The sequence below is a fragment of the Sphingopyxis sp. GW247-27LB genome (genome assembly GCF_002277025.1).
Classification (GTDB): Bacteria; Pseudomonadota; Alphaproteobacteria; order Sphingomonadales; family Sphingomonadaceae; genus Sphingopyxis.
This window is the reverse complement of sequence record NZ_NIWD01000002.1, coordinates 656,257-668,033: the sequence shown is the minus strand read 5'-3', so window position 1 is coordinate 668,033 and position 11,777 is coordinate 656,257. Positions and strand designations below refer to the sequence as shown.

Annotated in this window: 16 protein-coding genes and 1 tRNA gene; 12 read left to right on the top strand and 5 right to left on the bottom strand. The window is 67.3% G+C overall.

The genetic code is table 11. The features are described 5' to 3' along the window. Position 1: 1 nt before the first annotated feature. Together CD928_RS03340 and CD928_RS03335 are read right to left on the bottom strand one after the other, a co-directional pair. Positions 2-1,003: an arginine N-succinyltransferase gene (locus tag CD928_RS03340; protein WP_095384783.1), complete on the bottom strand. Its 1,002-nt coding sequence runs from the start codon at positions 1,001-1,003 to the stop codon at positions 2-4. Further along, on the bottom strand, positions 1,000-2,208 hold the full coding sequence (locus tag CD928_RS03335; protein ID WP_095384780.1) for a hydrolase: 1,209 nt from the start codon (positions 2,206-2,208) through the stop codon (positions 1,000-1,002). Before CD928_RS03335 ends, CD928_RS03340 begins: the two co-directional genes overlap by 4 nt. Before the next feature lie 132 nt (positions 2,209-2,340). Between CD928_RS03335 and CD928_RS03330 the strand changes: the two genes are divergently transcribed. Next, a complete protein-coding gene (locus CD928_RS03330; RefSeq protein ID WP_095384777.1) occupies positions 2,341-2,991 on the top strand; it encodes a cation transporter in 651 nt (216 codons plus the stop codon). Between the two features lie 14 nt (positions 2,992-3,005). Here CD928_RS03330 and CD928_RS03325 read toward each other — a convergent pair whose 3' ends face one another. Then, complete coding sequence (locus tag CD928_RS03325; RefSeq protein WP_095385246.1) at positions 3,006-3,419, bottom strand: MarR family winged helix-turn-helix transcriptional regulator; 414 nt, start codon at positions 3,417-3,419, stop codon at positions 3,006-3,008. A 155-nt stretch (positions 3,420-3,574) separates the two neighbouring features. On the opposite strand from CD928_RS03325, the gene CD928_RS03320 reads away from it, so the two are divergent. Beyond that, the gene (locus tag CD928_RS03320; protein WP_095385243.1) at positions 3,575-5,284 is read left to right on the top strand and encodes a chloride channel protein; all 1,710 of its coding nucleotides are present in this window, start codon (positions 3,575-3,577) and stop codon (positions 5,282-5,284) included. 596 nt (positions 5,285-5,880) lie between these two features. Here the strand turns inward: CD928_RS03320 and CD928_RS03315 are convergent. After that, complete coding sequence (locus CD928_RS03315) at positions 5,881-6,300, bottom strand: hypothetical protein (RefSeq protein WP_141237072.1); 420 nt, start codon at positions 6,298-6,300, stop codon at positions 5,881-5,883. After that, positions 6,297-6,704, bottom strand: a complete 408-nt coding sequence (locus CD928_RS03310) for a helix-turn-helix domain-containing protein (RefSeq protein ID WP_095384771.1) — start codon at positions 6,702-6,704, stop codon at positions 6,297-6,299. Before CD928_RS03310 ends, CD928_RS03315 begins: the two co-directional genes overlap by 4 nt. 118 nt (positions 6,705-6,822) lie before the next feature. On the opposite strand from CD928_RS03310, the gene CD928_RS03305 reads away from it, so the two are divergent. From CD928_RS03305 to CD928_RS23285, 10 genes are all read left to right on the top strand, one after another. Then, a complete protein-coding gene (locus tag CD928_RS03305; protein WP_095384768.1) occupies positions 6,823-7,095 on the top strand; it encodes a hypothetical protein in 273 nt (90 codons plus the stop codon). A gap of 2 nt (positions 7,096-7,097) precedes the next feature. After that, positions 7,098-8,099 carry a ParB/RepB/Spo0J family partition protein gene (locus CD928_RS03300; protein ID WP_095384765.1) on the top strand — a complete coding sequence of 334 codons (1,002 nt, stop codon included), beginning with the start codon at positions 7,098-7,100 and terminating at the stop codon, positions 8,097-8,099. Beyond that, positions 8,092-8,400, top strand: a complete 309-nt coding sequence (locus CD928_RS03295; RefSeq protein WP_095384762.1) for a hypothetical protein — start codon at positions 8,092-8,094, stop codon at positions 8,398-8,400. Before CD928_RS03300 ends, CD928_RS03295 begins: the two co-directional genes overlap by 8 nt. Beyond that, entirely contained in the window at positions 8,397-8,693 is a 297-nt protein-coding gene (locus CD928_RS03290; protein WP_095384759.1) for a hypothetical protein, read from the top strand. Before CD928_RS03295 ends, CD928_RS03290 begins: the two co-directional genes overlap by 4 nt. Positions 8,694-8,749: 56 nt before the next feature. Further along, on the top strand, positions 8,750-9,187 hold the full coding sequence (locus CD928_RS03285) for a class I SAM-dependent methyltransferase (protein WP_095385240.1): 438 nt from the start codon (positions 8,750-8,752) through the stop codon (positions 9,185-9,187). Further along, entirely contained in the window at positions 9,184-9,909 is a 726-nt protein-coding gene (locus tag CD928_RS03280) for a hypothetical protein (protein WP_095384756.1), read from the top strand. The genes CD928_RS03285 and CD928_RS03280 overlap by 4 nt, the downstream gene beginning before the upstream one ends. After that, on the top strand, positions 9,906-10,196 hold the full coding sequence (locus CD928_RS03275; RefSeq protein WP_095384753.1) for a hypothetical protein: 291 nt from the start codon (positions 9,906-9,908) through the stop codon (positions 10,194-10,196). Before CD928_RS03280 ends, CD928_RS03275 begins: the two co-directional genes overlap by 4 nt. A gap of 3 nt (positions 10,197-10,199) precedes the next feature. Next, the gene (locus tag CD928_RS03270) at positions 10,200-10,712 is read left to right on the top strand and encodes a DNA-binding domain-containing protein (RefSeq protein WP_095384750.1); all 513 of its coding nucleotides are present in this window, start codon (positions 10,200-10,202) and stop codon (positions 10,710-10,712) included. Then, complete coding sequence (locus CD928_RS03265) at positions 10,709-10,969, top strand: hypothetical protein (protein WP_095384749.1); 261 nt, start codon at positions 10,709-10,711, stop codon at positions 10,967-10,969. The genes CD928_RS03270 and CD928_RS03265 overlap by 4 nt, the downstream gene beginning before the upstream one ends. A 663-nt stretch (positions 10,970-11,632) precedes the next feature. Continuing rightward, positions 11,633-11,751, top strand: a tRNA-OTHER gene (locus tag CD928_RS23285). Positions 11,752-11,777: the final 26 nt, after the last annotated feature.

Sequence of the window (11,777 nt, the reverse complement as noted above, 5' to 3'; positions counted from 1 at the left end):
GTCAGCGCCCGATCCAGCTGATCGCGTCGCCCTGTCCGACGCCCAGCAGGCCGGCGCTCGCGGCGTCGATCGTGCCGTCGCCCCCGACCTGTCCGAAGCAGCAACGGAAATCGGCGAGCCGGCCCGCGGCGATCAGCGCATCCTCGCCGCCGTCGCCGATCCCGGCGACCTCGACATGCTTCGCGTCGCGCACGCTCGCGACCTGATCGGTGCGCGCGGTCATCGTCGGGCCGCCGTCGAAGATGTCGACATAATTTTCGAAGGCGAAGCCCTCATTCTCCAGCATCCGCATCGCCGCGCGCCCGCTCGGGTGCGGGACGCCGATCACCGCACGCGCGCTTTCGGGCAGCATCGCGATATAGACGGGGTGCTTGGGCATCAGGTCGGCGATGAACTGGTTGCCGTGCACCGCGTTGAACTGGTCGGCCTCCTGAAAGTTCATGCCGAAGAATTTGCCCGCGACCCCGTCCCAGAAGGGCGATCCGCCCGCCTCGTCGATGACGCCGCGCAGCTCGGCGAGAACGCGGTCGCCGAAGCGTGCGCGGTGACGCGCGATGAACAGATAGCGCGAGCGCGCGAGCAGCAGCCCGAGCCCGCCGGCGCGCGCCGCGGGGTGCAGGAACAGTCCGCCGACCTCGCTCGATCCGTTGAGGTCGTTGCTGAGCATCAGGATCTGCGCGTGAAAGGTGCGGCCGAGCTGTTCGCTATGCTTGCTGTCGGTGCCGATACGGTAGGAATAGAAGGGCCAGCGCTGACCGACCTGCCCGAAAATCTGGCAGGTGCCGCGCACCTCTCCGCTGTCGGTGTCTTCGAGCACGAGCAGATAGAGCTCGTCCGACGGATATTCCTTGTCGCAGGCGAGGCTCGCCTCCGCGCGCTCGAGCTTGGCGCGCAGCGCCTTTTTGTCGGGGGGCAGATTGGTGAAGCCGCCGCCCGTCAGCTTCGCCATCTCGTAAATGCTTTGCAAATCGCCCGGCTTGGCTGCCCGGATCACATAATTCACACGGTCCCCCGTTCTGCTATTCTCGTCAGGACAAGCGCCGACAATCGCGCCCGTTCGGCAAGGCTGCCGGTAATCAGAAATTCGTCCGAACTGTGAATGGCGCCGCCGCGTGGGCCCATGGTGTCGACGACCGGAATGCCGCAGGCGGCGATATTGTTGCCGTCGCACACGCCGCCGGTCGCTTTCCATGCGATGTCGATTCCCAGCGCCCCGCCGCATTCACGCACCAGCTCGAAGAGGCGCGTTGCGGCGGCGTCGAGCGGCTTGGGCGGGCGGTTGAAGCCGCCATGAAGGTGGCAATGCACGTCATGGTCGCGCTCGATGTTGGCGATCGTGTCGCGGAGCGCGGCTTCGGCGGCCGCCATCGCCTCGGGGGTCGCGGGGCGCAGGTTGACGCGCAAAATCGCCTGGTCGGGCACCACATTATTGGGTCCGCCGCCGTCGATCTTCGCCGGATTGACCTTTAATTCCAGGGATTTGAGCGCATTCAGCCGCAGCGCCAGATCGGCGGCGGCGACGAGGGCGTTGCGCCCCTCTTCGGGGTTGCGGCCGGCGTGGGCCGAGCGGCCGTGAATCCGGATGCTGAAGTTGCCGCTTCCCGGCCGCGCGCCCGCGAGCGTGCCATCGGGCAGCGCGGGTTCGTAAGTCAGCGCCGCGGTCTTGCCCGCGGCAAGGTCCGCGATCAGCCCGGCCGAGGCGTGGCTTCCGGTTTCCTCGTCGCTGTTGATCATCACGTCATAGCCGATGCGGTTCGCGAGCGGCGAGGTTTCGAGCGCCGACAGCGCCGCGAGGATCACCGCGAGCCCGCCCTTCATGTCGGCGGTTCCGGGACCATTGAGGACACCATCCTCAAGCCAGCGGAGCGACTGGAACGGATGGTCGGCGGCGAACACCGTGTCCATATGGCCGGTCAGAAGCAATTGCACCGGCGCTTCGGGACGAACGCGGACATGGAGATGGTCGCCGCGCTCGATCGTCCGCACCGTCCCGGCCGCATCGACGCTCTCGACCGGCGCGGGCGCGACGAGCCGGACCTCGCCCGGCAGAGCAGCAAAGGCATCGGCGAGCAGGCCCGCGACCGTCTTCAGTCCCGAAAGATTGCCGGTGCCGCTGTTCACCGCCGCCCAGCGCTCGACCTGCGCCAGCATCGGCGCGTCGGCGGCGCGTTCGAGCGTCGCGGCTTCGGTGGCGGTGGGGCTGGTCATTGCGCAGCTATAGCGGGGGCCGCGACGCTTTTGCACCCCGTCTTGTCATTTTGTTGCGACCGATACCACCCTTGACCCGGTGGCCGCGACGCGGTCCATTGGGATGCCGGATGGGCGAATCGAGGAAGCGATATGGCTGGCGGATGCTGCGGCGGGAGCGAAACGGCCCCGCCCACCGACGACAAGGCATGGCGGCGGGTGCTGTGGATCGCGCTGACCATCAACGCCGCCATGTTCGTGGTCGAGATCGCGGGCGGCGTGGCCGCGCAGTCGGCGGCGCTTCAGGCCGACGCGCTCGATTTCCTGGGCGACAGCGCCAATTATGCGATCAGCCTCGGCGTCGCGGGGCTCGCGCTGCAATGGCGCGCGCGGGCGGCGTGGTTCAAGGGCGCGTCGCTGTTCCTTCTGGGCCTTTGGGTGCTCGGCAGCACGCTATGGATGGCGCTCGCCGGCACGCTGCCCCACGCCGAGACGATGGGCGCGATCGGCGTCCTCGCGCTTGTCGCGAACATCGCCTGCGCGATCATGCTCTGGCGGCACCGCGACGGCGACGCCAACCGCCGCTCGGTCTGGATCTGCTCGCGCAACGACGCGATCGGCAATATCGCCGTGGTCGCCGCGGCGCTGGGCGTGTTCGGCACCGGCACCGCCTGGCCCGATATCATCGTCGCCGTCATCCTCGCAGCTCTGGGACTCAGCGGCGGGTGGCAGATCGTTCGGCAGGCGCGCGGCGAACTGGCGAGCGTGGCGGCGGAACGACGGACGGTGCGCGACGCGGCATAGCGGCTTCACGCCGCTCAGCCGATATGGCGCAGCATCTCCTCGAGCGCCGGGCGCAGGCGGCGGATTTCGTCGCGGTGCGCCGCCGACAGCGACCGCAGCACCGCATGCGCCTTGTCGGTAAGGCGCAGCGTCGCGCGCCGGCGGTCGTCCGCCGCCACTTCGCGCCGGATCAGCCCGAGAAGTTCGAGCCGGTCGATCAGGCCGCTCGCGCTGTGCGGTTTCAGCATCAGCCGCTGCGCGACGGTGCCGATCGTCGGCGCCTCGGGCGCCGCGCCGCGGATCGCCAGCAGCGCCTGATGCTGCTGCGGGGTCAACCCCTCCTCGGCGGCTCGCGCTTCGCTGAAGGCGTGAAACTGGCGCAGCGCGTGGCGGAAATCTGACAGCGCGGCATAGTCGGTGTCGGTCAGTTCGTCGGCGGTTTCGGGCATCGGCAGTCCCATGATGAAAGATAAGTCCCGCGGTTGAATTATATCGTATTGCGATATATGGGCGCGGGCGCCTGTTCAACCACCATCGGAAACGCCCCGTGTCCTCCCAATCTGCCGCCCTCCCCAAGCTGGCCGACCATAGCGCCGACAAGCGCATGCTGCTGCTCGCCGCAATGGCGCTCGTCGTCGGCGCGGGCGGCGCGATCGGGGCGTGGGTGCTGCTGAAGCTGATCGCGCTCGCGACCAACATTTTCTGGTTCGGGCGTTTCTCGACCGATCACGCCGCGATCACCGATGCGTCGGTGGGGCTGCTGGTCGTTGCGATCCCCGTCGTCGGCAGCCTGATCGTCGGGCTGATGGCGCGCTTCGGATCGGACAAGATCCGCGGTCACGGCATCCCCGAGGCGATCGAAGCGATCCTCTACGGCCAGAGCCGCCTGTCGCCCAAGGTCGCGATCCTGAAGCCGATCTCGTCGGCGATCTCGATCGGCAGCGGCGGGCCTTTCGGCGCCGAGGGGCCGATCATCATGACCGGCGGTGCGATCGGGTCCTTGTTCGCGCAATGCTTCCGCCTGAGCGCCGCCGAGCGCAAGACCTTGCTCGTCGCGGGCGCCGCCGCGGGGATGACCGCGATCTTCGGCACTCCGCTCGCCGCCATATTGCTGGCGCTCGAGGTGCTGCTGTTCGAATGGAAGCCGCGCAGCTTCGTTCCCGTCGTCGCGGCGGTGCTGGTCGCGATGGCGTGCCGGCCGGCGCTGGTCGGCAGCGGGCCAATGTTCCCGATGGCGGCGGGCCTGCCCGCTATCGGCCCCGCGCTGGCCGCAGCCGGTGCGCTGGGCCTGGCGGTGGGGCTGCAGGCGACGCTGCTTTCGGCGCTGCTCTATCGCATCGAGGACATGTTCCACCGGCTGCCCGTCCACTGGATGTGGTGGCCCGCGATCGGCGGGGTGGTCGTCGGGCTGGGCGGGCTGATCGACGCGCATGTGCTCGGCGCGGGCTATGGCAGCATCCAGGCGCTGCTCGACGGATCGCTGGGGCTTCGCGTCGTCCTCGCGCTGCTGCTGGTCAAGGGGGTGGTCTGGCTCGTCGCGCTGGGGTCGGGGACGTCGGGCGGCATTTTGGCGCCGCTGCTGATCCTCGGCGGCGCGGCTGGCGCGCTCGCGGGACATCTGTGGCTCGGCGATCCGGGCGTCTGGGCGCTCGTCGGCATGGCGGGTATCCTGAGCGGCGCGATGCGCGCGCCGCTGACCGGCGCGCTGTTCGCCGCCGAAGTCACCGGGCTGTTCGAGGCGCTGCCGCTGACCGTCGCGAGCGCGGGCACCGCCTATGCGGTCAGCGTTCTCATCATGCGCCGCTCGATCCTGACCGAGAAGATCGCGCGCCGCGGCCGTCACATCCGTCAGGAGTATGTCGTCGACCCGATGGACCTGATGCAGGCGCGCGACCTGATGACCGCGGATCCCGCGACGCTGCCGGGAACGATGACTGCGGGCGACGCGCTGCGTTTCTTCTCCGAGCAGGCCGACCATCGCAGCTATCCGGTCGTCGACGCCGCCGGACGGCTGCTCGGCCTCGCGTCGCGCACCGACGCCCTCGGCTGGCGGGTCGCCGATATGCCCGCCGACCGCACGCTCGCCGACCTCGTCTCCGACGCCGCGCAGCCCGTCGCCTATGCCGAGACGCCGGTCGGGCAGGTCGCCGACCTGATCGTCGAATCGGGGGTGGGGCGCATCCCGATCGTCGATCCGGCGACGCGCCGGGTGGTCGGCATATTGTCGCGCCACGACCTGTTGAAAGCACGCCACAGCCACCGCCAGACCGAAACCGCGCGGACAAGCTTCAGGGCCCCGGGGGCTGGCCAATAATCGGGGATTGCATCGCTTTCGAACGGGTGTCGGCTTTGGGGTGGATTTGAGCCATTCCCCTCCCTTTTAGGGAGGGGTTAGGGGTGGGTGCGCGAGCGGTGCGAGCCCACGAAAGAACGCCGCCTTCGGCGGTGTTAGGGGACAATAGGGACCGGAGTGCCGGGATTGGCCGGTATTAGGTGGGATTTGGCGGGACAAGCCGCGAAAAATCGGGCGTTTCGACACATTCGGGGCGCTCCGCGGAAGTGGGACCGATATCTAGATTAACCACCCTAATAGAGCCCACTACGGCAAGAGCAACCGGAGTCCGGGTGCGACCCTCTTAGAAGCGTCTGAGAGGGCGCTGAGCGCGCTTTTACGGGGCTCTCACGGCCCGACGATGCCCGCGGCGGCGGCGATGGCGCGGGTCACCTAGGCGCGGGAAGTGGGACCCGCGGCCGGATCGGGGGCGAGGATGGTCCCACTTACGATTTGGGGCTGAAATGCGTGGGGTAGAGCGTCAAGCGCGGCCGACGACGTTCATATGCGGTGACTTTAAGTGGGCCGCTTTTCCTAGTGGTGCCAGGCTAAGCGCCGGAGCTCTTCCGCGCGATCGCTCATGGATCGACGACGTCGCCCGTCTCGCAGATGACGTGGCCGAGGCTAGCCGAACGGAAATCGATGCCTTGGGCGACCTTCGCGATGTCGACGATGCGAACATGCGTCCGGCCCGCTAGCGCGCCCTTTTCCTTCAGCAGCTCGCAGACATATTGCGCATATCCGATCCGGTTCGATCCGTCGTCGAGGACGCCGATATGCCACTGGACCGCGTCATCGGCGTTATAGGTCAAATCCTTGACCTTGGGCTCGGCGCGCAGCGCGGTCTTTGCCGCCTCGATCGCATCGGCTGACGGGCCGGCAGCTGCCTGAGTGGCGTTCGCGGCCGGCGTCTCGCTCGTTGCCGCGCGATCGGGTGTCGGTGCCCGCTCCGAGCAGGCACCCAGCGCCAGCAATCCTAAAACAATCGCGCTTCTCATGGCTTCCCTTTGAAATCCCGCGTCGGCGAGTGCAGCGTCGCCCGGAGGTCGGACATCGCCTGCAGCTCGTCGATGCCTATAGCTTCTCCGGCGAGCGTTGAGACCAGGTTAAAGACGGCATGGCGCTCGCGCACTGATAGCTTACCGATCATCTCGATCAGCTGGGCGGTGATGTTGTCCAAGGATCGGTCGGTGCGACGGCCGGTCAGCACATAGCCGATGTCGATCTTCACATCCTGAAAGACCAGCAGCATCACGACGTTCATGGCCGTGGCGCCCCGCTCATAGGCGCCTAGGCTGTTCTTGCTGATCCCCGTGCGGTCGGCGAGCTCCTCCTGCTTCAGGCCCAGACGCACGCGCTCTTCGCGCAGCCGCTCGCCAATCGGCCCGAGTAACTCGCTCATTTTCCGCCCCTATTTTCGCACAGGAACAGTTTCACGTGAAAAAAACACATCATCTTGCGTTTGAACCGTTGCAAAAAACCAATGTTCTTGTCATGGTCCAAAAATCAGGAACAGAAATTTGGACTTCACGATGCAAGAGCAGGTCAGGCGGTTCCGGGGGTTGCACCCCGAAGACGTGAAGGCGGCGATCCGCAAGAAATTCGGAACAATCGGCGAATTTCATAGGTTTTACGACCTTCCAGCGACGGGTTTGCAGGACATCCTGCGCGGTCGGCCGAGCCAGCGCATCGCTGACGCGGTCGAGGAGGTTCTCGCCGGCGAGCAAGAATCCAAGAAGCTGGATAGCAGCCCCGAATCGGCGGCGCAGCATCTAAATGCGGAGGCCAAATAGTCATGGCTGCCGCACCGATCGACGCCGCCGTCGAAGTCTTCCCGATCAACCCCGACGACGTTTATATCCCGGCGGGCATCGGGATGTTCTGGCCCGAAGAAGCTGCCGCCATCGGCGCGTCGATGAAGCGCGACGGGCAGAATGATCCGATCAAGGTGGTATTTCGCAACGATCGCTGGGAGCTGGTTGCCGGTCGACACCGGACGCACGGCGCCCGCGCGATGCGGCTGCCGTGGATCTACGCGATCGAGGTCAAGGGCACCGCCGCCGAGCTGCGACTGATCGAGGCGAGCGAGAATATCCATCGCCGCAATTTCGGGCCGATCGAGCGCGCGCTGTTCGTTCGCGCCATCGCCGACGACGCCGAGGCGCGGTGGTCGGAAGGCCATGACGGGATGACCCCTCAGCAGATCGGCCAGATCAAGCGGTGGGAGAAGGAACGCGCGAAAGTCGACGGGGTCGTTCGACCTGATGACGCTGCGAATATGGAGGCGGAATATAGTTCCGCCAAGTTGGCGGGACTATATGGCTGGCAGGATGAGGTCGCGGAAACGCTCGGTCTGTCCTCGCGGTCCCTGCAACGCTCGCTGCTGATCCACCGGCAGCTGATCGCTCCCTTCGAGCCCGAGGTTTGGGAGGAGCTGGCGCGCTCGCCGCATGGGCGCAACGCCAGCTCGCTCGAGGCGCTGTGCCGGATCAAGGATGCCGACGCGCGCCGCGACACCATCGACCTGCTCATCGACAACCCGGCGCTGAAGGTCGAGCAGGCGCTCGCGATCGTCGACGAACAGGCGCCGCAGCCGAAGGTCCGCGTCACCGGCGACACGAAATATATGGACAATGCGGGGTCGAACCTCGCGCGGCTGTCGGCATCGGGCTGGCGCAGCTTTGCGCCGGCGCTCGCGGAATCGATCAAGCCGAGCGCGCTGCTCGCGGTGCGCGACGCGATCGAGGCGCGGATCGCCGAGCTCGGCGCCGACGCGGTCGGAGGCGAGCATGCCTGACGTCTTCGCCCAGCCCTCGGCCGATCCGGTCGCCGACGCGCTCTCGCACCTTGAGGATGCGTTCGACGCGCTGACGCTCGAGATGGGCGTCCGCATCGACTGCCGGACGGGCGAGGAGACGCCGATCCCGCCGCTCGAGCTGTGCATCAGCGAGGAGCTGGAACGGATGGATCGCGCGATGCGCGCGACTCCCAGCTCGCAGACGATGCTCGCGCCGATCGCGGCCGAAGTGAAGCGCGGGCTGCACGGCGTCTATCTGGCGATGCAGGCGCTGCGGCAGCTGAAGGCGCCCAAGGCATGACGCGCGCCGCCGTCACCTGTGCCGCGCCGTGCTGCCGGGCGCCGATCGAGCAGGGCAAGCTGCTGTGCGCGGCGCACTGGTTCGCGCTGCCGGAACGGCTGCGCAACGCGATCGGCGCGACGTGGCGCGCGCGGCATGTCTCGGCCTTTCAGGAGCTCTGGACCGAAGCGCTGGTCATCCTCGACCCGGCGCCGCGGCCGTTCGATCCGCCGCGCCAGCGCGGCACGACGCCCATGACGATCGCTTACGAGGGCTCGCGCCCGGTCGTCTATGCGACGGGGAGGCTGCTGTGAGCATCTACGGACACGGCCCGACCGCGACGGTGCTCGACGCCTGCTGCGGGTCGCGCATGTTCTGGTTCGACAAGCGGGACGACCGCGCGCTCTTTCTCGATAAGAGGCGGGAAGTCTGCACCGACCCCCAAGGACGAGAGATTGTAATCGATCCCGACGTGCTCGGCGATTTCACCGACCTTCCGTTCGATGACGAATCCTTCTCGCTCGTGGTGTTCGATCCGCCGCACACCTTCAACGGTAAGAACAGCGCGATGGCGCAGAAGTATGGTCGCCTGGAGCCGGGCTGGCGCGAGGGGATCGCGGCCGGATTTGCCGAATGCTTTCGCGTCCTGCGCGCCGGCGGCACCCTGATCTTCAAGTGGAACGAGCACCGCGTGCCGGTGAAAACGGTCCTCGCGATGACGCCCGAGAAGCCGCTTTTCGGCCATCTGTCCGGCAGGGCAGCCAAGACCCACTGGTTGGTGTTCATGAAACCCGGAGGCGACCAGTGACCGCCGCCGAGCTCACCGCGCATGCTGACGATCGCCATCCCTGGGATTGGTATATCGACGAGAGCTGGTGCACCGACGCGCTCGTTCGCACCCTCGGCTTCGAGGCGTTCGACGGCCAGCATATCCATGATCCGTGCTGCGGGCGCGGGACGATTCCGCATTTCTTCGACCAATATGGCTTCAGCGCCTCGGGCGGCGATGTCGAGGACCGGCGCGGGGCCTATGGCTTCCCGGTCGGCGACTGGCGTTTCGCGCTGCACGATTTCTATCGCATCGCGGCGCTGCCACCGGCGTTCGTCGGCCTGCCGCCGGCGCAGGCCGAGCTGCCGCGCCGCGCGCTGTCGATCGTCTTCAACCCGCCCTACAGCCTGCAGGAAAACCGCATCGTTCGCGGCCTGACGGCGCATATGGTGGCGCGCGCGATCCGGCTGGCATCGCACAAGGTCTGCGTCCTCGTTCCCAGCAAGTGGCTCGCGAGCGCCCAGCGCTTCCAGCTGTTCCAGCGCCATATGCCAGCGGCGATCCTGCACCTGATGGAGCGGCCGTCGATGCCGCCGGGCCACCTGATCGGCCAGATGGGCGAGCGTGCCTTCAAGGGCGGCAAGGCCGATTATTGCTGGGTCGTCTTCGACAACCAGGCCGAAACGGCGGAGGGCGAGACACGCACCCATTTCGTGGCGCCGCGCGACGCAGCGACCAAGGCGCGGGAGCGCGGCCGATGAAAAAGCCGAGGCTGACCCGCGCCGAGCAGCTCGCCCGGCATCGCAAAATCTTCCTCCTCGCGCGTGAGCGCGACGTGGCGCTGGTCGAGGCCGAGCAGCTGCTCGCGCGCGAGGAATGGGCGGCTGCGCAAGAGCGGCTGCGCGTCGTGACGATGTGCGGGCGCGGGCAAGGGAAGTCCGTCGCGACCGAAGCGGCGCTGACGGCCGCGGCCGAGGCAGGCTTTCGCGTGCTCGACCTGCGCGGACGCCCGATTCCCGACGATGCACCCTGGATGATGAGGGACTGACTGATGATGATCGATCTGATCGCCAACCGGCCTGAAGGCATTTCCAGCGAAGTCTGGTGCTATTTCCTGAGCGACTATCTGCGGCCGCAGCGACCCGCGCTCGCGCATTGCTATGCCCGCGCCGAGATGGTCGCGTTCGAGCGCAACGAGAGCCTGCCGTCGATATCGACGTTGAAGCGGCATCTCGCCAAGATTCAGCCTGCGGGGGCGGTCGAGACGGCGCGCGGGGATTGTTCCTACCTGCTCATCATCGATGAGCGAGACACGAGCATCGAAATCATGGCCCCGCCGGCGCCGGTCGAATTCAGCGCCACCAGCCGCGGATTTTCGCGGGGCGAGTTCATCGACCTCTATGGCAAACCCTGTTCGGTTCAGGACAGCAGCCTCGCGACGGCCGACGCGATCTGGCTGGGCGTCCATGAAAATCGCATGCACCTATCGCGCGAGCATGCGGCGGCGCTGCTGCCGTTGCTGCAGCGGTTCATCGACACCGGATCGATCGGAGAACCGGCATGACGTGGCAGCCCACTTGCTATGTCTGCGGATCGACCGAGGTCATTCCGACGCCCAACCCGCATAGTCCGACCTGCGCGCGCCACAAGGCGGCGCGGGCGCATCTCATCAGCAGGCGCAACGCCCCGGTGACGGGCGACCATATGGCGCTCTGCCGCTGCGGCTGGAGCGAAACGCGGCCGCGCACCCGCGAGGGGCATCAGGAGCTCGACGGGCTGGTGAAGGCGCACTGGCGCCAGATTTGCGGGGAATCGGCATGAGCAACATCCGCCCGATCGCCGATCCCTCGATCGCCACCGCGATGCTCGCGACGATGCAGTCGATCGACGCCGCGCGGTCGGCGCCGTCGGGCATTTCGGACACGCGCTGGCGCATCCTGCAGTGCATCGCGAAGGCGGCGCCGAATGTGCCGAGCCCCGGCGAGCTGCGGATGTGCAGCGGCCTGTCGAAGGCCGCGCTCGCCGAACATGTCCAGGCGCTGCAGTGGAAGGGCCTGCTCGAGATGGGCGGCTATCGCCTGTCGCCCTCGGCTGCTGCGATGGTCGGGCTGGAGCAGCCCTATCCGCCGAGCGACGCCAAGGCGATGACCTTCGCGGAGCCGACGCCCCTGAAACTGCCGGACGATCCCGACGCCGTCGTTGCGTTGCGCCATGCCATTTCGGCGATGGGGCCGGAGGGCGCGCCTTTGCTTCCCTACCAATCGAAGCCGACCATCATCGGCGTCGACATGGCGAACCGTCCCGACGTCGCGGTCGAAGCGATCGTGCGCTTCGGCGCCGATGGAGCGTTCGAATTGGTCAAGGTGCTTGCACCGCTCGATCCCGCCGACGTTCCGGCCTGCATGCGGCCCGATTGCACGGCGCCGGTGGAGCCGATCCCGGCACCGAAGACGCGGCGGGAAACAAAAAAGACAGACAAACATGGCCGGGGTGGCGCGGCGGTTGCGCACCCGTTGCAAGGGGGCGCACACTGCGATCGGGTCGCACCCGATCGCACCCCAAGCACGTCGGAGGAGGTCGCAGGTTCGAATCCTGCCCCCGGCCAACCCGCGCAACAGCAGGCCAGCGC

Excerpts from the sequence above, each read along its gene's own strand:
- CD928_RS03335 (WP_095384780.1), bottom strand. The coding sequence starts at position 2,208 with ATGACCAGCCCCACCGCCACCGAAGCCGCGACGCTCGAACGCGCCGCC.
- CD928_RS03330 (WP_095384777.1), top strand. The coding sequence starts at position 2,341 with ATGGCTGGCGGATGCTGCGGCGGGAGCGAAACGGCCCCGCCCACCGAC.
- CD928_RS03325 (WP_095385246.1), bottom strand. The coding sequence starts at position 3,419 with ATGCCCGAAACCGCCGACGAACTGACCGACACCGACTATGCCGCGCTG.
- CD928_RS03320 (WP_095385243.1), top strand. The coding sequence starts at position 3,575 with ATGCTGCTGCTCGCCGCAATGGCGCTCGTCGTCGGCGCGGGCGGCGCG.
- CD928_RS03315 (WP_141237072.1), bottom strand. The coding sequence starts at position 6,300 with ATGAGAAGCGCGATTGTTTTAGGATTGCTGGCGCTGGGTGCCTGCTCG.
- CD928_RS03310 (WP_095384771.1), bottom strand. The coding sequence starts at position 6,704 with ATGAGCGAGTTACTCGGGCCGATTGGCGAGCGGCTGCGCGAAGAGCGC.
- CD928_RS03300 (WP_095384765.1), top strand. The coding sequence starts at position 7,098 with ATGGCTGCCGCACCGATCGACGCCGCCGTCGAAGTCTTCCCGATCAAC.
- CD928_RS03295 (WP_095384762.1), top strand. The coding sequence starts at position 8,092 with ATGCCTGACGTCTTCGCCCAGCCCTCGGCCGATCCGGTCGCCGACGCG.
- CD928_RS03290 (WP_095384759.1), top strand. The coding sequence starts at position 8,397 with ATGACGCGCGCCGCCGTCACCTGTGCCGCGCCGTGCTGCCGGGCGCCG.
- CD928_RS03285 (WP_095385240.1), top strand. The coding sequence starts at position 8,750 with ATGTTCTGGTTCGACAAGCGGGACGACCGCGCGCTCTTTCTCGATAAG.
- CD928_RS03275 (WP_095384753.1), top strand. The coding sequence starts at position 9,906 with ATGAAAAAGCCGAGGCTGACCCGCGCCGAGCAGCTCGCCCGGCATCGC.
- CD928_RS03270 (WP_095384750.1), top strand. The coding sequence starts at position 10,200 with ATGATGATCGATCTGATCGCCAACCGGCCTGAAGGCATTTCCAGCGAA.
- CD928_RS03265 (WP_095384749.1), top strand. The coding sequence starts at position 10,709 with ATGACGTGGCAGCCCACTTGCTATGTCTGCGGATCGACCGAGGTCATT.